Origin of the sequence: Actinophytocola sp., assembly GCF_009379765.1 — a bacterium.
GTDB lineage: Bacteria > Actinomycetota > Actinomycetes > Mycobacteriales > Pseudonocardiaceae > Actinophytocola.
The window spans coordinates 1-26116 of record NZ_WHTD01000055.1 but is presented as its reverse complement, the minus strand read 5'-3'; the positions used below and the strand labels follow the sequence as shown (position 1 = coordinate 26116).

The 26116-nt window shown below is 71.1% G+C and carries 22 protein-coding genes; 10 read left to right on the top strand and 12 right to left on the bottom strand.

Features of this window, described 5'->3' with window-relative positions:
- Position 1: 1 nt before the first annotated feature.
- From GEV28_RS18320 to GEV28_RS18275, 10 genes are all read right to left on the bottom strand, one after another.
- Positions 2–2944, bottom strand: a complete 2943-nt coding sequence (locus GEV28_RS18320) for an NEW3 domain-containing protein (protein ID WP_291413302.1) — start codon at positions 2942–2944, stop codon at positions 2–4.
- 3 nt (positions 2945–2947) lie between these two features.
- A complete protein-coding gene (locus GEV28_RS18315; RefSeq protein ID WP_291413319.1) occupies positions 2948–5368 on the bottom strand; it encodes a LamG-like jellyroll fold domain-containing protein in 2421 nt (806 codons plus the stop codon).
- Between the two features lie 114 nt (positions 5369–5482).
- Positions 5483–6451 (bottom strand): ABC transporter permease, encoded by a 969-nt coding sequence (locus tag GEV28_RS18310; protein WP_291413318.1) that lies wholly within the window; start codon positions 6449–6451, stop codon positions 5483–5485.
- Positions 6452–6501: 50 nt separating this feature from the next.
- Positions 6502–7464, bottom strand: a complete 963-nt coding sequence (locus GEV28_RS18305) for an ABC transporter permease (RefSeq protein WP_291413301.1) — start codon at positions 7462–7464, stop codon at positions 6502–6504.
- Complete coding sequence (locus tag GEV28_RS18300) at positions 7457–9001, bottom strand: sugar ABC transporter ATP-binding protein (protein ID WP_291413300.1); 1545 nt, start codon at positions 8999–9001, stop codon at positions 7457–7459. Before GEV28_RS18300 ends, GEV28_RS18305 begins: the two co-directional genes overlap by 8 nt.
- 21 nt (positions 9002–9022) lie before the next feature.
- The gene (locus tag GEV28_RS18295) at positions 9023–10108 is read right to left on the bottom strand and encodes an ABC transporter substrate-binding protein (protein WP_291413299.1); all 1086 of its coding nucleotides are present in this window, start codon (positions 10106–10108) and stop codon (positions 9023–9025) included.
- 157 nt (positions 10109–10265) lie between these two features.
- Entirely contained in the window at positions 10266–11078 is an 813-nt protein-coding gene (locus GEV28_RS18290; RefSeq protein ID WP_291413298.1) for a DeoR/GlpR family DNA-binding transcription regulator, read from the bottom strand.
- A 100-nt stretch (positions 11079–11178) separates the two neighbouring features.
- Entirely contained in the window at positions 11179–11889 is a 711-nt protein-coding gene (locus GEV28_RS18285; protein WP_291413297.1) for an SDR family oxidoreductase, read from the bottom strand.
- Complete coding sequence (locus GEV28_RS18280) at positions 11889–12782, bottom strand: dihydrodipicolinate synthase family protein (RefSeq protein ID WP_291413296.1); 894 nt, start codon at positions 12780–12782, stop codon at positions 11889–11891. The genes GEV28_RS18285 and GEV28_RS18280 overlap by 1 nt, the downstream gene beginning before the upstream one ends.
- 13 nt (positions 12783–12795) lie before the next feature.
- A complete protein-coding gene (locus GEV28_RS18275) occupies positions 12796–13950 on the bottom strand; it encodes a mandelate racemase/muconate lactonizing enzyme family protein (RefSeq protein WP_291413295.1) in 1155 nt (384 codons plus the stop codon).
- A gap of 97 nt (positions 13951–14047) precedes the next feature.
- On the opposite strand from GEV28_RS18275, the gene GEV28_RS18270 reads away from it, so the two are divergent.
- Genes GEV28_RS18270 through GEV28_RS18255 form a run of 4 tightly spaced genes read left to right on the top strand, consistent with a single transcriptional unit; the run spans position 14048 to position 17954 of the window.
- Entirely contained in the window at positions 14048–14842 is a 795-nt protein-coding gene (locus GEV28_RS18270) for an IclR family transcriptional regulator (RefSeq protein WP_291413294.1), read from the top strand.
- A complete protein-coding gene (locus tag GEV28_RS18265; RefSeq protein WP_291413293.1) occupies positions 14839–15747 on the top strand; it encodes a carbohydrate ABC transporter permease in 909 nt (302 codons plus the stop codon). The genes GEV28_RS18270 and GEV28_RS18265 overlap by 4 nt, the downstream gene beginning before the upstream one ends.
- A complete protein-coding gene (locus GEV28_RS18260; RefSeq protein WP_291413292.1) occupies positions 15744–16646 on the top strand; it encodes a carbohydrate ABC transporter permease in 903 nt (300 codons plus the stop codon). The genes GEV28_RS18265 and GEV28_RS18260 overlap by 4 nt, the downstream gene beginning before the upstream one ends.
- Before the next feature lie 15 nt (positions 16647–16661).
- Positions 16662–17954: an extracellular solute-binding protein gene (locus GEV28_RS18255; protein ID WP_291413291.1), complete on the top strand. Its 1293-nt coding sequence runs from the start codon at positions 16662–16664 to the stop codon at positions 17952–17954.
- Here the strand turns inward: GEV28_RS18255 and GEV28_RS18250 are convergent.
- The gene (locus tag GEV28_RS18250; protein ID WP_291413290.1) at positions 17947–18258 is read right to left on the bottom strand and encodes a hypothetical protein; all 312 of its coding nucleotides are present in this window, start codon (positions 18256–18258) and stop codon (positions 17947–17949) included. The genes GEV28_RS18255 and GEV28_RS18250 overlap by 8 nt on opposite strands.
- Positions 18259–18322: 64 nt before the next feature.
- Between GEV28_RS18250 and GEV28_RS18245 the strand changes: the two genes are divergently transcribed.
- From GEV28_RS18245 to GEV28_RS18235, 3 genes are all read left to right on the top strand, one after another.
- Positions 18323–18976: a TetR/AcrR family transcriptional regulator gene (locus GEV28_RS18245; protein ID WP_291413289.1), complete on the top strand. Its 654-nt coding sequence runs from the start codon at positions 18323–18325 to the stop codon at positions 18974–18976.
- Positions 18977–19139: 163 nt separating this feature from the next.
- A complete protein-coding gene (locus tag GEV28_RS18240; protein ID WP_291413288.1) occupies positions 19140–21212 on the top strand; it encodes a PQQ-dependent sugar dehydrogenase in 2073 nt (690 codons plus the stop codon).
- Positions 21213–21217: 5 nt separating this feature from the next.
- Complete coding sequence (locus tag GEV28_RS18235) at positions 21218–22162, top strand: LamG-like jellyroll fold domain-containing protein (RefSeq protein WP_291413287.1); 945 nt, start codon at positions 21218–21220, stop codon at positions 22160–22162.
- Between the two features lie 3 nt (positions 22163–22165).
- Here GEV28_RS18235 and GEV28_RS18230 read toward each other — a convergent pair whose 3' ends face one another.
- Positions 22166–22864 (bottom strand): histidine phosphatase family protein, encoded by a 699-nt coding sequence (locus tag GEV28_RS18230; protein WP_291413286.1) that lies wholly within the window; start codon positions 22862–22864, stop codon positions 22166–22168.
- Between the two features lie 77 nt (positions 22865–22941).
- On the opposite strand from GEV28_RS18230, the gene GEV28_RS18225 reads away from it, so the two are divergent.
- The 3 genes from GEV28_RS18225 (at position 22942) to GEV28_RS18215 (ending at position 25852) form a co-directional block, all read left to right on the top strand.
- Entirely contained in the window at positions 22942–23595 is a 654-nt protein-coding gene (locus tag GEV28_RS18225; protein WP_291413285.1) for a PadR family transcriptional regulator, read from the top strand.
- 240 nt (positions 23596–23835) lie between these two features.
- Positions 23836–24870 carry an ATP-binding cassette domain-containing protein gene (locus GEV28_RS18220; RefSeq protein WP_291413284.1) on the top strand — a complete coding sequence of 345 codons (1035 nt, stop codon included), beginning with the start codon at positions 23836–23838 and terminating at the stop codon, positions 24868–24870.
- A 205-nt stretch (positions 24871–25075) separates the two neighbouring features.
- Positions 25076–25852 carry an ABC transporter permease gene (locus GEV28_RS18215; RefSeq protein ID WP_291413283.1) on the top strand — a complete coding sequence of 259 codons (777 nt, stop codon included), beginning with the start codon at positions 25076–25078 and terminating at the stop codon, positions 25850–25852.
- Positions 25853–26116 lie beyond the last annotated feature (264 nt).

Here is a 26116-nt window from a genome sequence, read left to right as displayed (position 1 = left end):
GCTACGCGCGGGACCTCCCCTCGAACGCGGCCAGCGAGATGCTGCCGGACGAGCCGCGGAGGCCGAAGCCGTAGCGGAGCTCGCCGGTGACCACGTCGCCGATCGTGTTGGTGCGCAAGGGTTGCCACCCGCCGTCGGTATAGGCGTAGGACCTGATCTCGTCGCCGGACACGGTCAGCGCGAAGCGGTCACCCGGGGTGAGGGTGAGTGGCGCGTCGCCCGGGGTGTCCAGGAACTCACCGTTCACCCGGACGTTGATGCCGGACTGGTGACGGGTGTGGTTGTACCAGGCCGTCACGTAGTTGTCGGCGTCCTTGGCCCAGCCCACGAACACGCTGTCCTCCGGGGCGCCCGTCCCGGCCATCGCGCCGATCGTCACCATGGAGATCGCGTCGGTGCCCGGTGCCGGAGTCGGACCGGCCACCACCGCGAAGAACGGGTCGGAGGAGCTCGCGGTGTACGCGCCGCCGCCGGCCGTGAGGGTCGGCAGGCGTTCGGACGGGTTGGGCCGGTAGGACGCGGACGTGTCGGTGTCGAAGGTGTCCTGCGCGTCCACGGACGGGTAGGCCAGCGGGTCGAGCGGCACCGTGTACCACGCGTACGGGCTCGACGCCCGGCCGCCCTTGAACGTCGTGTACGCGCGGATCGGATAGCGGTCGGGACGGGCGCCCTCCGGTGGCGTGACCGTCCATTTCGTACTGAAGCGCCCGCCAGGGCGCACGACATGCGTGGCCGAAGGGCTCGCGGGCCGGGCCGTCCAGCCGTCCGGCACGGCCAGCGCGGTACGCACGTCGACCGCCGGGTGGCGGGTGTCGTTCACGAAGGTGGTCGTGAGGTCGGGGGAGACCGACACCGTGCCGGTGGAGGACGACCACGCACCCAGCTCCGGCACGCCGACATGAGCGCCAGGTGGGTTGGTGAACAGCACCCGGATCTTCGACGTCACCACGGTGGGGAACGTGATGCGGTTCAGCGCGTTCCCCGTCGGCGCGGCAGGCCAGCGGCGCTGGCCGGTCACCGGGCGCCACGATGTGCCGTCCCACGCCTCCAGGGAGTAGTCCGCGGGAGTCCGCACCCCGCCGCCGTCGTCGTACAGGTACATGCGCACGTCGCTCACCGGGGTCGGCACGCCGAAGTCCACGCCCAGGTGGTCCGACGCGTTGGGGGAGTTGTAGTTCGTCCACCGGCTGTGCGGGATGTCGTCGTAGTAGATCCGGCCGTCCACCGCCTCCCACGTGCTGTCGATCGCGTTGGTGTAGGACGCGAAGGGCCGCGGGTAGCCCGTGCCGTACGGGTTGGCCGCGTCGTTCACCAGGACCGGCTCGGCCACCGGGGCGGTGCGGACCTCGACCGAGAGCGCGCCCGGCGACGGGCGCCGCGCGACCCGGTGGCCGTCCACGAAGACCTGCAGACCCGCGCCCCGCGAGTACCGCGTGCCGTCGCGGTCCCAGAGCACGGTCACGTTGTGCCCGCGGTACGGGACGTTCTCCAGCGCGAAGTAGTCCCATGTGGACGGTACGAGCGGGTTCACCGTCAACCGGTCGCCGGGGCGCAGCCCGATCAGTCCGTTGATCACCAGGTCGGTGAAGGTCGAGTGGTTGTAGTGCTCACTGTGCCCGCGGCTGTCGTAGATCCACCGGTCCTCGTCCGGGTGATGCGCCTCCGCCACGTAGGGCCGGCCGTTCTTGTACTGGGTCGCCGCGTAGCCACGCAGCAGCGCGTAGTAGTCCTCCCGGGACACCGCGGACCGCGGCCGCGCGTTCAGCAGGTTCGCGAGGCCGGTCAGCGTCTGCGAGGTCGAGAACGGCCAGCTCGGCCCGTTCCACCGGCAGCACCCGGACAGCGCGTCGTGCATGAACCAGTCCGACCGGCGCTCCACAGTGGTCGGACCGTACGGTGCCGCGAACCCCTCGGGGTCGGTCAGCGATGCCCACGCCGCGTCGGTCGAGGGCCGGGCCATGTCGAACATCCACGGCACGAACCCGACCTCCTCCCGCGACGACACGAGGCCCTCGGCGGGATCCAGGTCGGCGCGTGCCTTGTGGTAGAAGAACTTCCGCGAGGGATCCCACAGCCACCGGCGCACGGCGTCGCGCAACGCGGACGCCCGGTGCTCGAAGTCGGCGGAGACGTCGGGCCGGCCGGCCAGCCGGGCGATCGCCGCGATCGCCCGCGCGTCCCCGTACTGGTAGGCGTTCAGCGTCGGCCGGTAGCCCGCGCCGCCGTGGTAGGGGTCGGCCGGGTCCGTCTCGTAGGACGACGCGGTGAACTCCATCGCGTCCCACACCGGCACCGACCAGTACAGCCCCAGCTCGGGGTTGAACTGGTGGCGCCACTTGTCGTACTGCCGCACCAGGTCCGGCAGCAGCCCGACGACCTCGAACCGGTCCCCGGTCACCAGATACCGTTGGTAGGCAGCGGTCGCGGCCCAGAACGCGTACTGGTGGGCCCAGTCGTCGGTGTCCTCGTTGAGGTAGTCCTCTTTCGGCTTCGGGCCGGCGCCGGGACCCTGCAACCAGTACCGCAGGTAGTCATCGAGCGGACCGCGGTCCCGCAGCCACCGGCCCTCCGCGATGTGATGCCCGGCCGCCGCGACGATCCCGCCCAGCGGCGCCGAGTAGCCCGGCGGGTTGTGGAACTCGGTCACGACGTAGCCGGTGGACTGGTCGGTGTAGCGCAGGTGCCGCTTGTACGTGCTCCACCGGTAGTAGTAGACGTCCTGGATCGAGGAGTCCGGTACCTCCAGGAACGGGATGTTCGCCTTGTACCACTCCGGTTCGGCGAACCCGGCGAGCAGGGCGTCGTGATCGAGGAACGAGGTGCCGCGGCCGATGGACGGGTACGGCGACGACCCGGCCGGGCCGGCCGTGGCGCTCGAGGACGCCACGGCCGACCCGACCGTCGTCACCAGCACCGCCGCGATCGCGAGGGCGATGCGGCGCATGGCCTACCGCCCGGACTGGTACAGCGAGGCCACCTCGGCGTCGGGCAGCGCCCGGTCGTACACGTGGACCTGGTCGATCGCGCCGCGCCAGTAGTCCACCGGGTTGCCGCCGAACTTGGCCCGCCCGATCACCGTGTTCCCCGTCGCGTCACTGCCGACGCACGCGGTCTGCTGGCCGGCCGGCTGACCGTCCACGTAGAGCTTGATCGTCCCCGACACCACGTCCCGGACGCCGACCAGGTGGTACCAGCGTCCGGTCTCCGGCGCGGCGGGTGCGAGCGCGCGCACGCCGACGAAGCTGAACGCGAACCGGTTGTCCGCACCCGAGTACTGCAGGAAGAACCCGCTGTCCGCGGTGCCGTCCTGGCTCACCGCGGTGGCGAACCCACCGAGGCTGTCGAGCTTCACCCACGCGGCGACCGAGTAGTTGCCCGTGGTGTCCAGCAGCGGGGTCCCGGTGTCCACATGGGCCGTTCCGGCGAACTGCAGCGCCTGGCCGTCGTGCCCCTCTGTCCACGTGGGACCGTTGACCAGGGTGCCGTCCGCGTCGCCCACCTCGTCGGCGGTCGTCGTGCCGGAGCCCTCGCTGAACGGGTAGTAGTGGATGCCGTCCTCGCCGGGCGTGCCGGGCGGGGGCGGCTCCGCGCTGTCCCCGGAGCCGTCGGCGCCCGCGATGATCTCCTCGTTGACCGCCCGCACCTGCGCGAAGTCCATCTTCTCCACCTGCCGGTCGTAGGTGAAGAAGCCGTTGACCTCGTGCTCCACGTCGGTGATCTGGGTGTAGATCGCCGCGGAGATCCCGCAGCTCTGCGCGGAGGCGAGCACGTCGCGCTGGTTCTCGACGTACCGGCGGGTGAGCGTCTCCGAGTCGGGCGTCATCTCGTACGCGTGGCCTTCGCCGAACCACATGTGGTCCTCGACCTCCAGGCCGAAGCCGCCGTGCTCGCCGTCCACCGACACCCGGCGCGCGTCCGGCACCGGTTGGGCGGGCCCGGTGTAGGCGTGGTGGTCGATCATGTCGCCGCGGCCGGAGTCACCCTTGGAGGCACAGCAGTTCACCCCGCTGTGCGCGTTCACGAGCCGGCTCGGGTCCTGCGCCTTGACCTCGTCGGCGATGCGCCCGGTGGCCCCGCGGTCCCACTCGCCCCAGCCCTCGTTGAACGGCACCCAGGCCACCACGGACGTCCAGCTCTTGTGCTGGTCCACCATCGTGTGCAGCTCGGCCTCGAACTGGGTCTGCGCGTACTTCGGCGGGAGCTCGTTCGACGTCTTCATCGCCGGCATGTCCTGCCACACCAACAGGCCCAGCTGGTCGGCGTGGTAGAACCACCGGTCCGGCTCGACCTTGATGTGCTTGCGCACCGCGTTGAAGCCCATCACCTTGTGCTGCTCGAGGTCGAACCGCAGCGCCTCGTCGGTGGGCGCGGTGTGGATGCCGTCGGGCCAGAACCCCTGGTCCAGGGTGGCCATCTGGAAGAGGATCTCGCCGTTCAGCGTCATCCGCAGCTTGCCGTCCGCACCCGGCTTCATGCCGATCTCGCGCATGCCGAAGTACGAGCCCACGTTGTCGACCGTCTTCTTGCGACCGTCGAGCAGCGTGACCTTCAGGTTGTACAGGAACGGTGACTCCGGGGACCACAGCGTGGCGTGCGGCACCGGCAGCCGCAGCTCGCTGTTCGCCGGCCCGCGCACCCGGCCGACCTCACGCCGCCCGTCGTAGGCGACGGCCTCGACCGTGGCGGACCCGCCCGAGGTGCGGGCGGTCAGCGCCAGGCCGCCGTCGGTCACGTGCGGGGTCATGTCGAGCTGGGTGATGTGCTTGGGCGCCACGGGTTCCAGCCACACCGTCTGCCAGATGCCCGAACTGCCGGTGTAGAAGATGCCGCGGTCGGGCGTGCGGCGTTGCTTGCCCACGGGCTGCCAGGTCGCGTCGGTGAGGTCCTCGACGCCGACGATGACCTCCTGCGGGCCGCGCTTGGTCAGTGCGTCGGTGATGTCCGCGCTGAACTTGTCGTAGCCGCCCTGGTGCGCGGCGACGAGCTTCCCGTTGACCCAGACCTTGGCCTCGTAGTCGACCGCGCCGAAGTTGAGCATCAGCCGGTCGCCGCGCCAGCGGGACGGCACCTCGAACGTGCGGCGGTACCACATCCGGTCCTCGCTGCGCTGGATCCCGGACAGTGCCGACTCGATCGGGTAGGGCACCAGGACCCGCTCGCCGAGCGTCTCGCCCACCGGTGGCGTGCCCAGCGAGCCGGCCGCGGCGAACTCCCAGACTCCGTTGAGGTTCTGCCAGCGGTCGCGGGTCAGCTGCGGCCTGGGGTACTCCGGTAAGGCGTTGTCCGGTCCCACCTGGTCGGTCCACGGCGTGGACAGCGGCGGCGTGCCTGGCTGCCACACCTGGTCCGCGGTCGCGGGCGCGGCCATCGCGGGTATCAGTGCCACGGTGGTGACAGTAGCCGCGAGCGCACCGAGCACTCTTCGTCGAACGGGGGTCCTCATGGCAGGGATCGACCTCCTCCGGTTGGGTGGAACGGGCCGCTACCGCCTCCCACCACGTAGGTAGGCGCGGCTCAGATAGGCCTGGACGGCGACCACGACGGCCAGGAACGCGCCGCTCACCACGGACTGCAGGTGAGTGGACAGCGTGCCGATCTGGTTGATCACGTTCTGGATGACGCGCAGCAGCAGCACGCCGGCGAGCGTCCCGCCGACCGTGCCGGCGCCGCCGGTGAGCAGCGTCCCGCCGATCACGACCGCCGCGATCGCCTCCAACTCGAGGCCCTCGCCCACGATCGTCACGCCCGACGCCGAGTAGGCCGCGGCCAGCGCGCCGGCCAGGCCCGCGGTGATCCCGCTGCCGACGTAGAGCAGCATCGTGTTGCGCGCGACCGGCAGGCCCATCAGCGTGGCCGCCTCCCGGCTGCCGCCGATCGCGAAGACCGAATGGCCGAACCTGGTGCGCTGCAACACGACCACGCCCACCGCGAACAGCACGACGGTGATCCACACCGGGATGCCGAAGCCCAGGAACGTGCCCTGACCGAGCCGGGTGAGCCAGTCCTCGCGCGGCATCAGCCGGGTCGTCGCGCCCTCGTCGGTGATCGCCAGCAGCAACCCGCGCGCGCCGAGCAGGGTGGCGAGCGTGACGATGAACGGCGCCAGCCGCCCGTATGCCACGAGGAAACCGTTCAGCAGCCCGATCGCGCCGCACACCACCAGCGGCAGCAGGAGTCCGACGATGCCGCCCCACTGGTTCCCGTACGCGGCAAGGACTCCGCCGAGCGCGTAGACCGAGCCGACGGACAGGTCGATGCCGCCGGAGATGATCACCAACGTCATGCCGAGCGCGACGATCGCGAGGAACGCGCTCTGGATCGTGACGTTCTGCGCGTTGCCGAGGGTGGCGAACGCGTCGAAGGAGAACGACGCGACCACCGCCAGCAGCGCGAGCACGACGACCGAGCCGCGGCGCTGCACCAGCCCGGCCAGCCACTCCTTGCGGGTCATCTCGGCCGCGGCCGGCGAGTCGTCGGTCGTGCGTGCCTGCTCGGTCGCGGTCACCGGCCACCTGCCCGGGTCCGTTGCAGGTACACCGCGACCACGATGATCGCCGCCTGGACGATCTGGGCGGTGGAGTCCGGCAGGTTGTGCTTGATGAGCGTCGCGGTGATCATCTGCATCAGCAGCGCGCCCGCGACCGTGCCGAGGATGCGCACCCGGCCGCCGGACAGCGGCGTGCCGCCGACCACGACCGCGGTGATCGCGGACAGCTCGTACAGGTTGCCGATCGCGGACGGGTCGGACGCGGTGAGCCGGGCGGTGGCGACGATCCCGGCGATCGCGGCCAGCACGCCGCTCAGCACGTAGGTGATCATCAGCACCCGGCGCACCGGCAGACCCGCCAGCGCGCTCGCCGACCTGTTGCCGCCGACCGCGACCAGCTGCCGGCCGAACGTCGTGTACCGCACCAGGAGCCACCCCAGTGCGGCAAGCAGCGCCGCGATCCACACGACGACCGGGATGCCGAGCACCTTGGCCGACCCGAGGTCGAGCAGCTCCGCGTTGCGGATGTCCTTGAGCTGGCCGTCCGCGAACACGAGCGCGAGGCCGCGGCCGCCGACCAGCAGCGCGAGCGTCGCGACGATCGGCTGGATGCCGACGACCGCGACGAGGGTGCCGTTGAGCAGGCCGCACAACGCACCCGCCACCAGTGCGAGCCCGACCGCCGGCAGGATCCCGTAGCCCAGGTAGAGCGGCAGGATCGCGGCGGCGATCGCCATCACTGAGCCGACCGACAGGTCCACGCCCTCGGTGCCGATCACCATGGCCATGCCGAGCGCGACGATCAGCACCGGCGCGACCTGAACGAGCTGGGTGTTCAGGTTCGCGACGGTGGCGAAGTTGGTGGTGAACGCGAGGTTGTACGCGACGAGCACGGCGATCGCGGCGTAGACCCCGTTGTCCCGCAACCAAGCCCGGGTGCCGGTGGTGCGGCGCGGGGCGGTGACGGTGCTATCCATCGGCATCCTCCGCCAGCGCGGCCAGGAGGGCGGCCTCGTTGACCTCGTCGCCCTCCAGGCGGGTGACGACCTTTCCCTCGCGCAGCACCACGATCGCGTCCGAACCCTCGACGACCTCGTCGAACTCCGAGGAGATCAGCACGACGCCGAGGCCGTCCGCGGCCAGCTCGTCGACCAGCGCCTGGACCTCGGCCTTGGCGCCCACGTCGATGCCGCGGGTCGGCTCGTCGAGCAGCAGCACCTTGGGCCGGGTGCACAGCAGGCGCGCGAGCAGCACCTTCTGCTGGTTGCCGCCGGAGAGCTCGCCGACCCGCTGGTCCGGGCTCGCCGCCTTGATCCGCAGCCGGCGCATGAACGTGTCCACGATGGAGTCCTGGCGGCGGCGCGACACCAGCCCGGCCGCGGACAGCCGGGGGAGCGCGGCCAGCACGATGTTCTCCCGCACCGAGAGCTCCGGCAGGATGCCGTCGGCCTTGCGGTCCTCGGGCAGCATCACGACGCCGGCCCGCATCGCCGCGGCCACCGAGCCGGTGCGCAACCGCTTGCCGGCCACCGAGACCACGCCGGAGTCCAGCGGCAGCGCGCCGGCGATCGCCATCGCGGTCTCGCTGCGGCCCGCGCCGAGCAGCCCGCCGAGCCCGACGATCTCGCCGGGCCGGACGGTGACGTCCACGCCGTCGAGCCGGTGCTTGGCGGTGAGCCCGGTGGCGTCGAGCACCGGCTCGGTCTCGGCCGCGGTGTGCTCGCCGTCGAACTTGGTGGCGCCCTCGCGGCGAACCTCCTCCAGGTCGCGGCCGAGCATCATGGCCACGAGCCGCAGCCGCGGCAGGTCGGTCAGCGGCCCGGTGTGCACGAGCCGGCCGTCGCGCAGGACGGTGACCCGGTCGCAGATCCGGTACAGCTCGTCGAGCCGGTGGCTCACGTAGAGCACCGCGACGCCGTCCGCCCGCAGCCGCTCGATGATCGCGAACAGCGTGTCGACCTCGCGCGGCTCCAGCGAGGACGTCGGCTCGTCGAGGATCACCACGCGGGCCTTGGTATCGGCCGCCCGCGCCACCGCGACCATCTGCTGCACGCCCATGCCGAGCGTGCGCAGCGGCCGGGTGACGTCGACCCGCACGCCGTAGGAGTCGAGCAGGGTCCGCGCCGCCCGGTTCATCGCCCGGAAGTCGACCAGCCCGAACCTGGTCCGTGGCTCGCGGCCGAGGTACAGGTTGCTCGCCACCGACTGCAGCGGCACCAGGTTGACCTCCTGGTACACCGTGCTGATGCCGGCCGCCTGCGCGTGTGACGGGTTGTTGCCGAAGTGGACCGGTGTGCCCTGGTAGGTCAGCGAGCCGTCGTCCGGCGCGTACACCCCGGTGAGCACCTTGATCAGGGTCGACTTCCCAGCGCCGTTCTCCCCGACCAGGGCGTGCACCTCACCGGCGTGCAGCGCCAGATCCACATCGGACAGCGCGACGACTCCGGGGAACCGCTTGCCGATCGCGGTGGCGGTGAGCACCGCCGTGCCGCTGGCTACCGTGCTGTCTTCCATGGGCTCGTGCCGTCCCGGCCGTCAGTACGCGTTCGCGACCTCGCCGCCGGCGTTGTTCTGGCCGTACAGCTTGTCGCTGATCACGACGTCCTGGGACACCGGCGCGCCGGACAGGAACGTCTGCAGCGTCTCGAAGGCCAGCGGGCCGAACCGCGGGTTCGACTCGACCACCGCGTACATCTCGCCGTCGACGATCTTCTGCACGGCGTTGCGGGTGCCGTCGATCGACACGACCTGCACGTCGGTGCCCGGGGCCTTGCCCGCGCTCGTCAACGCGACCAGCGCGCCGAGCGCCATCTCGTCGTTCTCCGCGTACACGCCGTTGATGTCGGGCTGGGCCTGGATGATCTGCTCCATCACCTGCTGGCCCTTGTCCCGGGCGAACTCGCCGGTCTGCTGCGCCACGATCTCGATGTCCGGCGCGATGTCGGCCATCTCGTCGACGAAGCCCTTGGTGCGGTCGGTGGTCACGTTGTTGCCGGACGCGCCGAGCAGGATCGCGACCTTGCCCTTGTTGTCCAGCGCCTTCGCCATCTCCTGCGCGGCCCGCTTGCCCTGCTCGACGAAGTTCGAGCCGAGGAAGGCCACGTAGTCCTTGCACGGCTCGGAGTTGACCTTGCGGTCGATCGTGAGCACCGGGATGTTCTTGGCCCGCGCGGCGTCCAGCGCCGGCTCCAGGCCGTCGGAGTTCAGCGGCGCGACGATCAGTGCCTGCGCACCCTTGTTGATCATGTCCTGGATGTCGGAGATCTGCTTGCTCAGCTGGGAGTTCGCGTTGGTCGTGAGCAGTTGCTTCACGCCGACCTTGGCCGCCTCGTCCTTGATCGACTGCGTCTCGGCGATCCGGAACGGGTTGGCTTCCTTCTCCGACTGGGAGAAGCCGACGATCGCGCTCGCCAGGTCGATCTTGATGGCGCCGTACTGGTCGAGCGTGCAGGTGGGGCCCTCACCACTCGGGGTCTCCGCCACCTGCTGGCCGCCGGTGCCCGGCGTCGAGTCGCCGCCGCCGGAGTCCTCGGACTTGGTACAGGCGCTCAGCGCGAGCGCCGCGCACAGGGCGGCGGCGCCGGCGAGGCGGACGGGGCGAAGGGAATGGAAGGCCGCCATTGGCTCACTCCTGGCCGATCACGGAGGTCGCAGCCGGATCGGCGACCTCGCCGATCAAATTCAGTCACAACCGAAACTTATCTGTCAAGACCGCGCGCGATTTTCCCACATGTTCGATCAGAGGTCGAACAAATTCAGCGGGTGAACGAAGTCCGGATCAGCCGGACTTGCGGGCGGCCCGGGGCCGCGGCGCGGCCGGCACACCGGCCACGTGCACCTGGATGCCGAGCTCGCGCAGCGCGTCCAGCTCGCCGGGATCGGCCTGGTCGTCGGTGACCAGGTGCTGGATGTCCTCGGCGGCGACGGTCTGCAGGAGCGCCTCGGTGCCGATCTTGGTGTGGTCGGCGAGCACGACGACCTCGTCGGCCGCCGCCGCGAGCGCCCGGTCGACGCCGGCCACCGCGAGGTTCGGCGTGGACAGTCCGCGGGCGGCGGTCAGCCCGTTGCCGGAGATGAACGCGCGGGTGCCCTGCACGGTCGCGAGCGCCTGCTCGGTGGTGCCGCCGACGAGCGCGTGGATCGAGCCGCGCAGCGAGCCGCCGGTGACCACGACGTCCACGCCACGCGCGCCGGCGAGGCCCTCGGCCACCAGCAGCGAGTTGGTGACGACGGTCAGCTCCGCGTGCCGGGTGAGTCGCGCGGCGAAGGCCTTGGTGGTGGTCCCGGCGCCGACGACGATCGCGTCGCCGTCGCTCACGAGCTCGGTCGCGAGCTGGGCGATGGCTGCCTTCGCGTCGGCCGCGACCAGCGACTTCTCCGAGTACGACGGCTCGTGCGACAGGCCGCCGGGCAGCACCGCGCCGCCGTGCCGGCGGTCGAGGAGCCCTTGTGCCTCGAGGGCCCGAAGATCGCGGCGAACCGTCACCTCCGAGGTCTGCACCTGGCGAGCCAGCTCCCGCAATGAGATGGCGCCGCTCGAGCGCACGAGCTCGAGGATGCGCTGCCGTCGTTCCGCCGCGAACACGGACACGACAGTAACCCCCACCGTCAAACACCAGCCCAACAAACCCGCGAGTCCAACGCTCAGGACCCGCGAGTCCAACACCCAGGACCCGCGAGTCCAACGTTCGCTACAGCCAGCGGGCGCGCAGGTCCGGGCGCAACCACGCGGCCGGCGAGGAGATCGACAGCCCGCCGTCGACCGGGAGCACGGCACCGGTGACGAACGTGGCGCCGGCGAGGAACACCACCGCCGCGGCGACCTCGTCCGGCCGGCCCACCCGACCGAGCGGGTAGCCCTCGGCCACCCCCGGCAGGTCCGCGTTGCCGATCATCCCGGGTGCCACCGCGTTCACCCGTACGCCCGCCGGCCCGTACTCGAGCGCGAGCTGGCGCACCAGACCCTCCACTCCGGACTTGGCGGCCGCGTAGCCGGGCAGGCCGGGCGCGGCGAGCGTGGCGTTCACCGACGACACCGCCACGATCGCGCCGCCGGTCGGCAACCGGCGCAGCGCCGCGCGGGACACGTAGAACGCCGAGTCCACTGTGGAGCCGATGGCGAGCCGCCACTGCTCGTCGGTGGTGTCGACGGCCGCGGCGACCGGCTGGGCGGCCGCGGCGAGCACCACGACGTCCAACCGGCCGAGCAGGTTGTGCGCGGACTCGACCGCGGTGGTCGCGGCGGCCGGGTCGGCGCAGTCGGCGGCGAACGTCTCGACGAAGGCCGGATCCCGGTGCCGCTCGAGGGACACGCCGACCACCCGGTCGCCCGCGACGGTGAACGCCCGACCGATCGCGACCCCGATGTCGGAGCTTGCGCCGACCACGAGCACGCCCCGCATCAGCCGAGCCCGAGGTCGGCGAGCACGGCGTCGAGCTCGGCTAGCGTGGCCGCGGTCGGGACGGCGGCGGGGGCGCGGACGGTGGCGTGGTCGATGATCCCGCGACGCACGAGCACCTCCTTGTGGATCGCCCACGCGACGCCCTGCTGGAGTCCACAGAGGACCAGCGGCAGCAGCCCGCGGAACGCCGCGCGGGCGTCGTCGGTGCGACCGGCGGTCCAGTCGGCGAGTACCGGGGCGAGCAGGTCGGGGAACTCGCACGCGGGCATCGTGCCCACCCCGCCGCCCGCGTACTCGGCCAGGCAGAACTGCGCGTTCTGCCCGCCCAGCACGGCGAACTCCGGGTCGGCGACCGCGTCGACCACGGCCGCGACCTTGGGTGCGGTCGGCGGTGCCTCGACCTTCACCGAGGTGACCCGGGGGAGCTTCGACAGCTCGACGACCACCGGCACGGGCAGTTGGACGCCGGTCGCGCCGGGGGCGTCCTGTGCCATCACCTCGATGCCGGCGGCGGCGGCGACGTCGGCGTAGAAGTCGACGAGCTGCGCGGGCCCCGGCTTGACGAGATACGGCGGCAGCACCATCAACGCGCTCGCCCCGCCCGCCTCGGCCGCGACCACCTGCTCGATCGCGGGGACCGTGCCCGTCGCGCCGACCCCGGCGACGACCGGCACCGCCCCGGCGACGACCCCGGTGACCTCGCGGAGGATCACCGCCCGCTCGGCCGCGGTGAGCGCGAAGTTCTCACTCGCCATGCCGAACACCGCCACACCATCCACACCGGACACGAGCTGGAACTCGGTGAGCCTGCGCAGGCTCGGCAGGTCGAGCGTGCCGTCGGGCTGGAACGGGGTGGCGAGGATGGGAACGAGACCGTGCACGGTGTGCGGCACTGGCTGGGACTCCTTACTGCGCAAGCTCGATGACCTTGTCGATGTCGACCTCGATGCCCAGGCCGGGGCCGGTGGGTAGCGGCATGGTGTGCGCGCCGAGCATCAGCGGGGCCCGAAGGATCCGGGCGCCGACCGCCGCCGAGGTCGGCTGGTACTCGAACGCCACCAGGTCCTCGACGGCGGCCGACACGTGCAGCCCGGCGGCCAGCGCGACGCCGAGGCCGACCGAGTGGTGCGGCGCGACCGGCACGTGCTTGGCCTGGCACAGCTCGGCGATCGCCATCGCCTCGGTGATGCCGGTGCGGGCGACGTCGGGCTGGGCGATGCGCAGCGCGCGGGCGGCGAGCCAGCCGTCGAGCTCGTACCGGTTGCGCAGCGCCTCGCCGACCGCGATCGGGATCGTGGAGCGCGCGACCAGCTCGGCGTGGCCGGCCACGTCCTCGGGTGGGAGTGGCGCCTCGAGGAACCAGGCGTCCCGCGCCGCGAGCCCGTCGGCGAGCCGGAGGGCGTCGGTCACCGCGTAGGCCCAGTGCGCGTCGACCGCGATCCGCAGGTCCGGCGCGGCCGCGCGTACCGCGTCCACAGTGGCCAGGTCGGCGGCGACGCCGTGGCCGAGGTGCAGCTTCACCCGGCGCGCGCCGCGCCCGGCCCACTCCGCGGCCAGCGACGCACGCTCCGCGTCGGTCGGCTTCGGCAGGCCGGAGACGTAGACCGGCACATCCTCGCGGAACGCGCCGCCCAGGAGATCCACGACCCGCAGGCCGGCGATCCGCCCGGCCAGGTCCCACAACGCGATGTCGACCGCGGCGAGCGCGTCGGCCTGGTGGCCGACCAGGTGGCCGCGCTCGCGCATGAGGTCGCGCAGCCGGGACCAGGCCGGCCGCGGCGCGGTGGCGTCCATCCCGGGCAGCACCGGCGCGAGTAACAGGTTCACGATCGCGGCCGGCACCTCGGGCGCGACGGGGGCCAGTGCCTCGCCCCAGCCCGCGGTGCCGTCCTCGGCGGTGACCCGGACCAGCAGCGTCTCGTAGCGGTCGGAGTAGATGCTGCGCCACGGCGGCCGCACGGCGTAGCCCGTGCTCGGCGCGGACCCGTCGGCGAGGGCGCCCAGGTAGGCACTGTCGGCGCGCAGTTTCAGGATGTAGGTATCGACATCCACTATCTTCATTTCGTATCCAACATGCGCTTGACGCCATCCAGCATGTGCGCAAGAGTCGCACATGTTGCGGGTGCATTCAACCGATCAGCGTCGATGAGGAGCCGGTGTGGCCGCCGAAGCAGGCACGAACCAGAGCGTGGAGCGCGCCGCCACGGTGCTCGGCGCGTTCCTGGACGGGCGCGCCGAGCTGCGGGTGTCCGATGTCGCCAAGCACTCCGGGCTCGGCCAGTCCACCGCGTCGCGCCTGCTGGCCACCCTCGAGCAGATCGAGTTCGTCGAGCGGGACCCGGTGAGCAGCCTCTACCGGCTCGGCCCGGCGCTGATCACGCTCGCCGGTGTCGCGATCAACCAGCACCCGGTGCACCGCGAGGCCCGGCAGCGGGCCCAGGACCTGGCGTGCTCGCTCGGCCTCGGCGCCAACGTGGCCGTCCGCCGCGAGGACAGCATGTTCTACCTGTGCAACTTCGAGGGCCGGCTCGCGCCGAAGTCGTTCGTCCTCATGGGACAGCGCAACCCCTTGCACGCCACCGGGATCGGCAAGTGCCTGCTGCTCGGTGTGGCCGCCGACGACCGCCGCGAGCTGCTCGGCCCGGAGCCGCGCCGGTTCACCCCGTCGACCACGGCGGGCCACGACGAGCTCGACCGCGTCCTCGAGAAGGTGCGCACCCAGGGCTACGCCACCGAGGTCGAGGAGCTCGCGCTGGGCCGGGCGTGCATCGCCGCGCCGATCCTCGACCGGACCGGCAGTGTGGTCGCCGGCATCTCGATCTCGGGCCCCCTGTCCGCGATGGACCTCGACCGCCGCGAGGAGGAGCTGGCCGGTCGGGTGATCGAGGCGGCCGACTCGATCAGCGTAGGCCTCGGCTACCTCGGTCCCGTGCATTCGGGGGGCCGGCGGTGACCACCGCGCCGACCACCGCCACCCACCGCGGGCACCCGCTGTCGGGCGGCTTGTTCGCCATTGTGCTGGTGCTGCCCGGGCTGGCACTGCTCGCCGCGGTCGTGCTGTACCCGCTGGTCTCCTCGCTGGTCACCGCGTTCTTCGAGCAGAGCCTCGTCGCACCCGGCCGCACCTTCGTCGGGTTCGACAACCTGCGCTCGGTGCTCGACGCGGAGTTCTGGCCGCTGCTGCGCCAGACGCTCGTGTTCACCGCGGGCACGACGCTGGTGCCGTTCGTCGTCGGGTTCGGTCTCGCGCTCGCGCTGAACACACGCATCCGGGGTCGGGCGATTCTCCGTGGCGCGCTGCTGTTCCCGTGGCTGGTGCCGGCCGTCGTGACGTCGTTCCTCTGGCTGTGGATCTTCAACGCCAACTACGGCGTGGCCAACGGGTTGCTGGAGGCGCTCGGCGTCATCGACGAGCCGCGGGCGTGGCTGTCCCGGCCGGGCACCGCCATGGCCGCGGTGATCATCGCGAAGACCTGGGCCAGCTTCCCGTGGATGATGGTGATGCTGCTGGCCGGCCTGCAGACGGTGCCGCCGGAGCTGCACGAGGCGGCCCAGGTGGACGGTGCCGGCACGGTCCGGCGGTTCCGCTCGGTCACGCTGCCGCACCTGCGCGGCATCATCGGGCTGGTCCTCCTGCTGGAGCTGATCTGGAACTTCCAGCACTTCGACACGATCTACGTGATGACCGGCGGCGGCCCGGCCGGCACCACCGAGACGTTCGCGGTCGCCGTCTACGACACGTTCTACAAAGGACACGACCTCGGTCGCGCGGGAGCCATCGGTCTGCTGTGGATGGTGCTGCTTCTCGTGCTCGTCGTGGTCTACCTCCGCGTCGTGGACCGGGAGGAGAGGTCGTGACCACCACGATGCCGGCTCCCGCCCCGGTGCTGGTCGAGCCGCCACGCCCGCGGCGCCGGTCGGTGCTGGACCGGGAACGGCCGGGGGTGCGGGTCGCCGCGTGGGCGACGATCGTCGTGTTCGGCGGGTTCGGCCTGCTGCCGATCTACTGGATGCTCGTCACCTCGTTGACCCCGAACGAGAAGACGTTCGCCTACCCGCCGTCGCTGTTCCCGTCGTCGGTCACGTTCGAGCACTTCGCGGCCATCGCGGGGAACTCGCAGCTGTTCGAGTACCTGGTGAACAGCGCGGTCGTGTCGGTCGCCACCGCGGTGCTGTCGGTGGTCGTGTCGGCCTACATGGCCTACTCGTTCTCGAAGTTCCGCTACCGCGGCCGGCGCTCGCTGATGTACCTGGTGCTGTCCTCGCAGATGTTCCCGCAGGCGCTGCTCCTGGTGACGCTGTACGCGCTGTTCGACGCGTACGGGCTGCTCAACACCTACCTCGCGCTGGTGCTGTCGTTCACGACGTTCACCCTGCCGCTGTGCGTGTGGATGCTGAAGGGCTTCTTCGACACGATCCCCGACTCGCTGATCGAGGCGGCTCGCATCGACGGCGCGTCGCAGCTGCGGATCATCCACGCCGTGGTCGTGCCGCTGTCCGGGCCGGGTCTGGTCGCGGCGGGGCTGTTCGCGTTCGTCCGCGGGTGGAACGACTTCATCTTCGCGCTGACCCTTGCCGGACCGGACAAGCAGACGCTGCCGCCCGGCCTGACCAACACCTACCTCGGCGAGGCGCAGACCGCGTGGCCGGAGCTCATGGCCGCGTCGCTGGTCGTCTCGCTGCCCGTCGTGATCGCGTTCATCGCCCTGCAGCGCTTCCTTGTCGGCGGCATCACCGCCGGCGCCGTCAAGGGCTAACTCTCGGAGGTCACCATGACTACCTACAGCCGCCGCCGGATGCTCCAGCTGATGGGTGCCGCGGGCCTGGGTGCCGCGGGTCTCGCCGCATGCGCGCCGACGCCCGAGGCGACCGCGCCGTTGGCCGCCGACGACCCGAAGGCCAACGAGAAGTCGTTCTCGTTCGCGTCGTGGACGCTCAACGAGGAGGCCGGCAAACCGGTCGTGCAGGGACTGCTGGACACGGTGTCGGCGCGGGACGGGCTGACGATCGACGGGATCTCCTACCCCTACAACGAGTATCTCAACCAGCTGACCCTGCAGGTGCGCGGCGGCGAGCTGGTCGGCGCCGCCCAGCTGGACATCGCGTGGCTCGGCGCGCTGGCGTCGCTGGGCAAGCTGCGTGACCTCGGCCCGGCCGCGGCCGGCCGCGGCTACACGCAGACCGCGCTCACCTCGGGCCAGTACGAGGGAAAGCAGTTCGGTCTGCCGTGGACGACGGGCGCGATCGGGTTGGTGTCCAACAAGGACCTCATGGACCGGGCGGGGATCGGCGCGCAGCCACGGTCCATCGAGGACTTCGAGGCGGCGCTGGTCGAGCTGAAGGGCCTGGGCAACGGCGTGGTGCCCTACGCGGCGTCGACGAAGGTGGCGCAGCTCAAGGACATCATGGTGTGGATGCAGACGTTCGGCTGCACCCTGCTCGACGGCGACGAGGTGACGATCGGCGACGAGGCCTCGGTCGACGCGGTGACGTGGTACAAGAAGCTGTACGACCAGAAGCTGATCGCACCCGACGTGGACCGGTTCGACGCCCGCGCGTTGTTCAGCCAGGGCCGCGCGGCCATCTACGACGACGCGATCGTCGGCAAGGGCGCCGTGGTGGCCGACTCCCCGGACAAGGAGCTGGCCGACAAGCTGGACCCGATCGCCCGCCCGATCGTCTCGTCGGGCGACACCCCGCAGGCGTTGCTGTGGGGCCACGTGATCGTGGTGATCGAGGGCGAGGCGGCCAACACCGCGACCAGCTTCGCGCAGTGGATGACCTCCGACGACGAGGCGACGTCGGCGTTCTTCGAGAAGCTGGCGCTGCCCCCGACCACCGAGCGCGGCCTCGCCTCGGCCGCGGTGGCGAGCGATCCCTACACGAAGGCGTTCGGCGAACGCGTGACGGCGACGGCGAGCCCGAGCCCGTTCTGGAAGTTCCCGGAGTACGCCCAGATGGAGACGGTGGTGGCCGAGCAGGTGCAGGCGGTGCTGATCGGCAGCGCGAGCCCGGCCGACGCCATGCGCACGGCCAGGCAAGGCGTGCAGGCCTTGATCAAGTAGTCGCCCGGCTGAGCAGCGAGCCCGTCGCGTCGAGTACCTCGAGGTGGTCGACGCCGGGCTCCGCGCCGGGGTCGAAGCCGATCTCGCGGAACACGCCGTGCACGGCGGGATGGACCCGCTCCTCGAACGCGCGCGCACAGTCCTCTTCGGACTCCCACACGTCGATGTAGCGCAGGCCGCCGTCGGGTCTGCGCACGCACAGGTGCAACAGCGAGCCGTGGAGCGGTTCGGTGCCGAGCCGTTCGACGATCCGGCGGTAGACGTCTTCCTTGATCGGAACGTCCTGGGTGTAGGCGTAGACCACGGCGACCCTCCTGGGTAGTATTAGTCCGAATCTGTATCGGATGAATACAGGAAGGCTAGGTTGGATGTCGGACTCGGTCAAGGGGTCGCGGCGTTACCACTCGCCGCGGCGTGCCCGGCAGGCCGCCGAGACCCGGCGCGCCGTGCTGGTCGCGGCACGCGAGCAGCTCGTCGGCAAGGGGTACGCCGCGACGACGGTCGCCGACATCGCCCGCGCGGCCGGGGTCGCGGTGGACACCGTGTACGCCACGATCGGCCGCAAGCCCGCGTTGCTGCGCGAGCTCGTCGAGGTCGCGCTCTCCGGCGAGGACGAGCCGGTGCCCGCGTTGCGCCGCGACTACGTGCGGCGGGCGCGGGCGGCGCCGACCGCGGCGGAGAAGCTGTCCGCGTACGCCGACGGGATGGTCGAGCTGCAGCCGCGGCTCGCGCCGATCTTCCTGGCCCTGCGGGACGCGGCGGTCACCGACGCCGACTGCGCCGCGCTGTGGACCGAGATCGCCGAGCGCCGCGCGGCCAACATGCGGATGTTCGCCGCGGACCTGCGGGCGACCGGCGAGCTGCGCGAGGACCTGTCCGACGGTGAGGTGGCGGACATCATCTGGAGCATGAACGCGGCCGAGTACTACACCCTTCTCGTGCACGACCGGGGCTGGACCGCCCAGCGGTACGGCGCATGGCTCGTGGACGCCTGGACCCGCCTGCTCCTCGACCACCGATAGCCCGCGTGTCCAACGTTCCGGACCCGCGGGTTCTGGGGGTTGGACTCGCGGGGTCAGCTCTTGCGTTGGGGTGGAGGCCGTCGGTAGGGTCAGGAAAGCGCTTGCCGGAAAGCGCTTTCCTGCTCCACTCCTGACCATGTCGACCCCCAAGGTGGTGGGCGAAATGTCGGAATCGAGACGGTGGCTGGTGGCGATCGCCGGTGCGGTGTTGACCGCCGGCCTGATTGCGCCGACCAGTGCGGTCGCGCAGGCCGCCGACGAACCGATCCAAGATCCGTTACCGGATCCCGTGCAGTCCGGCCTCGGCCTGACCGTCGAGGAGTTCGCGCAGCTCCCCAAGACCGAACCCGTTCCGCCGCCGATCGACCCGCGGCTCATGCGCCACGCGCGGATCAACTACCTCGGCGAGGTCCCCGACGGCTCCGGCCGGCTGTACGTGCCGGACCTCAACGGCAAGATGTACCTGATCGACCACGGAACCCAGCATGTCTACCTCGACATCGGCACCCTGTTCGCGCCGGACTTCTTCTCCGGCCGCGGCCTCGGCACCGGCTCCGGGTTCATGGCCTTCCACCCGGACTTCAAGCGCAACGGCAAGCTGTACACGGTGCACAGCGAGAACGGCGCAGGACTCGCCAAGCCGACGACCTGGCCCTCCCAGCCGACGCCCATCCTGCACTCGGTGATCACCGAGTGGACCGCGGACGACCCGGCCGCGGACACGTTCAGCGGCACCCACCGCGAGGTGGTCCGCATCGGCTTCAGGGGCCAGGTCCACGCGATCCAGCAGATCGACTTCAACCCGACCGCGCGTAAGGGCAGCCGCGACTACGGCGTCCTCTACATCGCCTCCGGCGACGGCGGGCAGGGCGCGTCCACCACCGGGCCGCAGGAGCTCGACCACCCCTACGGCAAGCTCCTGCGCATCGATCCGTTGGGCACCAACGGGACCGGCGGCCAGTTCGGCATCCCGCCGGACAACCCGTTCGCCGGTGACGACGGCGTGCTCGACGAGATCTACGCGATCGGCATGCGTGACCCGCACCGGTTCAGCTGGGACTCCGGCGCCGGCAACAGGATGTTCCTCGGGCACATCGGCGAGCACCGGATCGAGTCCGTCTACGACGTGCGCCCCGGCGACAACTTCGGCTGGAGCGAGCGGGAAGGCCCGTTCGCGTACAAGCGCGGCGACCCGCAGTGCGGCGTCTACCCGCTGCCCGAGGACGACGAGCAGTACGGCTACGTCTACCCGGTCGCGGCGTTCGACCACAACCCACCGCCGGGGCACCCGCTCTGCTCCGACTCCGGCCACGCGATCAGCGGCGGCTTCGTCTACCGCGGCCACGACCTGCCGGACCTGCGCGGGAAGTACGTGTTCACCGACCTCGTCGACGGCCGGATCTTCTACACCGAGGCGAGCGAGATGCGCCGCGGCCGGCCGATGGCCGAGATCCACGAGCTGATGGTCTACAACGCCGCGGGCGAGCGGACCACGATGCAGCAGCTGGCCGGCGACGCCCGCGTCGACCTGCGCTTCGGCAGTGACCGCGACGGCGAGCTGTTCCTGCTCGCGAAGGCCAACGGCAAGGTCTGGACGGTCACCGGCACCAAGCGGTTCGCGAGCTGCGACGTGGGCCACACCAGGGTTTCCGGCACGGGCGGCGCGCGCAGCTGGTCGCCGGTGACGCCGGAGAAGTGGCAGTTCCGCGGCGACCAGGTGATCCTCGCCGAGGCGGGGGTGGCCCCGCCGGGTCCGCGCCGGCCGTTCGAGTACGCGGTGCTGGACAAGGGACCGGAGCTGACCTCGACGCGGATCGACGCCGAGGTGCGCCTCGACACGCCGGTCGAGGTGACGAACCGGGACGTGATCATCGTGTTCGGGTACCGGTCGGACACCCGGTACTACTACGCGCATCTCTCCACGGACAACACGATCTACCCGCACAACGGGATCTTCGTGGTGAACGACGCGGACCGGCTGCGCATCGACGACCAGTGGGACGAGGCACTGTCCCGCGGCGCCGAGCCGGCGATCACCGACGCGGACTGGCACGACGTGCGCGTGGTGCACTGCGCGGGATCCGGTGAGATCGCGGTGTACGTGGACGGCGCGCGGGAACCGCTGATGACCGCGGTCGACCCGACGTTCGGCTCCGGCCGGACCGGGTTCGGCTCGTTCGACAACATCGGCAGGGCGCGGGAGTTCCGCGTCACCGGCACGGCGGCCCGGGGGTGATGGTGATGCGCCGGTTCGTTCGCCACGTGACAACGGTGTCCTCGTGTGTGGCGCTCGCGGTGCTGTCGGTCCCGGTGCCCGCGGGGGCCACCCCCGCGGGCACCCGGGCCGGGGTCTTCCCGAGCCTCGTGCCGGATCTCGTGGCGTACTACGACTTCGAGCATCCGGTGCGCGGAAACCCTGCGCTGGAACGGGATCTCGGCCACTCGGGCACTGACATGCCGCTGGTCAACGGCGGTGCCGGCATGCGGGTGCGTGAGCGTGGCGGGCACGTGATCCAGACGAGGCAGATCGACCCGACGGTCGCCGGCAACGACGACTGGAAGGCGGGGATGTTCTCGGCCGGTGGGCTGCCGTCGCTGCGCGCGTTCAACGCGGCCCGGGAGGCCACGGTGATGGGCTGGTTCACGGTGACCGGCCCGTTGCCGGCCCTCAACTCCACGACCCCCGCGCCGGACGACCGGTACAACGCGATCGGGTTGGCCGGCGTGCTCACCGGGGACTCCGACGGCCACGCGGTACGCGCGCTCCTCGAGGTGATCGACGTCGCCGGCGAGCTGCGGGTGGTGGCTCTGGGCCGCCGGGTGGACGGCGCGAGCTCGCAGACGTTCGCGGCGTCCATGGACTGGCAGTCCGTGCTGCCCCGCGGCCGGTGGGTCCACCTCGCGGCGACGTTCGACTTCGACACCGGGGAGATGGCCCTGTACCGCAACGGCCGCCCGCTGGACGGCTTCTACACCGTCCCGGGCGACCCGTGGGTGGTCGAGGGGCCGCCCGAGCCGGACGTCACGACGGCGTCCGACCCGGCCGGCATCAAGATCGGCGGCAGCTTTCCCCAGAACACCAACGAGCGGAACCCGTGCGACTGCCGCATGGACGGCTTGATGTTCCTCGACCGGGCGGCGTCGCCGCGGGAGGTGTGGCTGCAGTACCTGGTCTCCCGCCGTTAGCGGCTACGCGGGTGGCTCCGCGCGGACGCTGAACGACGGGTGCAGGTGCGCGGTGTCGTTGAAGCGGCGGACGATCCAGCGATCACCGACGACCACGAGCTGGGTGATCGACGCGTTGTCGGCGTCGATGAAGGCGAACGGGGCCGAGCCGGTGGCCGTCGCGACCACCTGGCCGATCACGCCGCCGTGGGTGAACACGGCCACCCGCTGGTCGGGGTGCGCCGCCGCGATCCGCTCGATCGCGGCGCGCACCCGGGCCGCCAGGTCCTCGGTGGACTCCGCGCCCGGGATGACGTCCCAGCGCTGCGTCGTGAACATCTGCTGGGCGATGTCGTTGTGCTGGGCGACCTTGATCCGGAACAGACCACCCTCCCAGTCGCCCAGCCTCACCTCGCGCATCCCGGGCTCGATCGCCGGGGTGAGGCCGAGCCGCTTCGCGAGCGGCGCCGCGGTCTGGTTGGTGCGGCGCAGGCCGGAGGAGTAGATGGCCTCGATCGACTCGACCGCCAGCCGGTCGCCGGCGAGCTCGGCCTCGCGCTCGCCGCCCGCCGCGAGCGGTGGGTCGCCGTGCCCGTCGACCATGGGAAAGGGGTGGTCCTCGCGGGCCGGCGCGGACTCGCCGTGGCGCACGAGCAGCAGGTCGGTGCCGCCGGGCGGCAGCGTGAAGCGGAACTGGCGGTACTCCGTCTGGGGTTCTGTCACGGTGCCCCATTCAATCACCGTCCGCTGAGTATCCGACCGAAATATTCCGACTCGGATATTTGGGCTACGATGTCGGCATGGGCAAGCGCAAAGTCTCCAACCCCCTCGCGCTCGCGGTGCTGTGCCTGCTCACCGAGAAGCCGATGCACCCGTACGAGATGTCCAACACCCTGCGGGAGCGGGCCAAGGAAGAGAGCATCAAGCTCAACTACGGCTCGCTGTACTCGGTGGTCGAGTCGCTGCGCCGGCACGGGCTCATCGACGTGCACGAGACCGTTCGCGAGGGGCGCCGCCCCGAACGCACGGTCTACGCCATCACCGAGGCCGGCCGGATCGAGTTCGTGGACTGGGAGAGCGAGCTGCTTTCCATGCCGGTCAAGGAGTTCACCCAGTTCGAGGCCGCGCTGTCGCTCATGCCCGCGCTGCCGACGGACGAGGTGGTGCGGTTGCTGGAGACCAGGCGGATCCGGCTGGCCGCCGAGGTCGCCGGCACGGCCGCGGTGATCGACGAGATGGCCAAGCAGGGCATGCCCTACCTGTGGGCGATCGAGGCCGACTACGTGCAGGTGCTGCGCAGGGCCGCTCTCGCGTTCGTCGAGGGGCTGATCGACAAGATCAAGGACGGCTCGCTGGACGGCGTCGACGTGTGGCGGCACGTGCACGAGGGTGGCGGCCTGCCGGCCGAGAGCGACTGGGAACGCGCCGTCGCGGACCTACGCAGCGTCAACTGAGCATCGCGGTGACATCAGTATTGACGTCACGCTGACGTCAGCGCCATACTCGAACTCGGATATACGTTCTCGAAGAGGGGAATCCCGAAGACAGCGCCGGCCGGGTGTGGCAACACCCGGCCGGCGACCAGAAACCCAGGCTCGACCCGCGAAGGCTCGCTGACCCAGGCTGCACTTTCCACCATAGCTGGCCGTTTTGCGCGGATCGACCTGGTCACCGACCCAGGAAGGTCCACGTAGATGACAGTGCCCACAGGGCGGGCGACCGCCAGACCCGCGGCAGACGCCACGGCCAGCACAGGACCGGCGGGGGAGCCGGCCATCCAGGCGGACTCGCTCGTCAAGACCTACGGCGACGTCACGGCGCTCGCCGGGCTGAGCTTCACCGTGTCCACCGGCACCGTGTTCGGCCTGCTCGGCCCGAACGGCGCGGGCAAGTCGACCACGATCAAGATCCTCACCACGCTGTCCCGCCCGACCAGCGGCACGGCGAGCGTGGCGGGTGTCGACGTGCTGCGCCGGCCGGGCGACGTGCGCCGCGCGATCGGCGTCGTCACGCAGGGGTCGGGCACCGACCCGCAGGCCACCGGCCGGGAGAACCTGTTGCTGGCCGGCAAGATCCACGGCATGCGCGGCCAGGCGGTCAAGGCCAGGGCCGACGAGCTGCTCGAGCGGTTCGGCCTCACAGCGGCCGCCAAGCGCGTGGTGCGCACCTACTCCGGCGGCATGCAGCGCAAGCTCGACGTCGCGATGGGCCTGGTGCACAGCCCGAAGGTGCTCTTCCTCGACGAGCCGACGACGGGGCTGGACCCGCAGGCCCGCGCGGAGATGTGGGCGGAGATCGCCCGGCTCGCCCAGCACGAGCAGCTGACGGTCATGCTCACCACGCACTACCTCGAGGAGGCCGACCACCTCGCCGACCAACTGCTGATCGTCGACCGGGGCGAGGCCGTCGCGCAGGGCACGCCCGAGCAGCTCAAGAGCGAGCTGCGCAGAGACGCGGTGGTGATCGAGCTGGCGCCGGACGCGGACCTGGCGATCGCCAACGCGGCGGTCGACGAGCTCGCCGGCACCCGCGAGGTCACCGTCGAGGGCCGCACGATCCGCACCCGGGTCGACCACGGTGCCTCGGCCGTCCCGGCCGTGCTCGCCGCACTGGAACGGGAGTCGGTCGCGGTCGCCGCGGTGACCGTGGCGCGGCCCGCGCTCGACGACGTCTACCTGCGCCACACCGGCCGCTCGTTCGCCGCCGCGGAGGAGGTGGCGGTCCGATGACCAGCATGAGCGAGAGCGACGGAGCGTTCGCCGTCTGGACTGACGAGCGCGCGCAGGCGCGCCGGCGCCGAGCACGGGAGGAGGGAAGACGGCGAGTAGTGGAGGAGCGCAGCGAGCCAATGGATACAGGGCACCGCAGGCCTGAGGGACGAGCGCCGAGGAGCGCACGGAGGAAGACGGCGAGTAGCGGAGGGGCCAAGCGACCATGACTACAGTGCTGCCGCACTCGGCGTACCTGACCGCTCGGCTGCTGCGGGCCACCGGGCGCCAGCCGGCGTTCGTGGTGATCATGCTGATCCAGCCGATGATCTGGCTGCTGCTGTTCGGGCAGCTGTTCAAGCGGGTGGTGGAGCTGCCCGGCTTCGCGTCGGGGTCCTACATCGACTTCCTCACGCCCGGCGTGGTCGTGATGACCGTGCTGTTCACCAGCGGGTGGGCCGGCATGGCGTTCATCGACGACATGGACCGCGGGGTGATGGACCGGATGCTGTCCTCGCCGGTGAGCAGGATGGCGATGATGATCTCGTCGGTGGCGAACCAGGCGGTGACGATCGTCGTGCAGGGCCTGATCGTGGTCGTCATCGGCCTGCTGCTGGGCGCGTCGTTCTCCGGCGGGGTGCTCGGCGTGCTGATCATGCTGGTGGCGGCGGTCCTGCTGGCGGCCGCGTTCGCGTCGCTGTCCAACGGGATGGCACTGATCGTGCGGACCCAGGAGTCCTTGATCGGCTTCTCGACGATGCTGACGCTGCCCCTGTCGTTCCTGTCCTCGGCGATGATGGCCCGCGAGGCCGCGCCAGGGTGGATCCAGACGGTGTCGAGCTACAACCCGGTCGACTGGACGGTCGTCGCGAGCCGCGAGGCCCTGTCCGCCGACCCGGACTGGTCGGCCGTCTGGCCCCGCATGGGCGGTCTGCTGGTCGTGGCCGTGGTGGCCGTCTGGCTGGCGACCCGGGCGTTCCGCTCCTACCAGCGCTCGATGTAGACCCGTCGGGACACGGTGCCCTGCCGGTGACTTCCGGCAGGGCACCTCTAGTGTCCTGAGTCGGAGATTCGACACCACCTCCGGCGCCCGCGCGGCGGCTGGCGGGAAGCTGGGCCGGCGAGATAAGGGCCCGTAGCGAAATAAGTTAGTTTCTGGCCTCGGGGCGCTTACGGTCTGTGCTATGAGCTTGGTCATGGATTCTCTCGCCCGCCGCTATGACGCGGTCAAGCCGCACCTGACTGAGCGGCAACGTCGGGTCTGGTT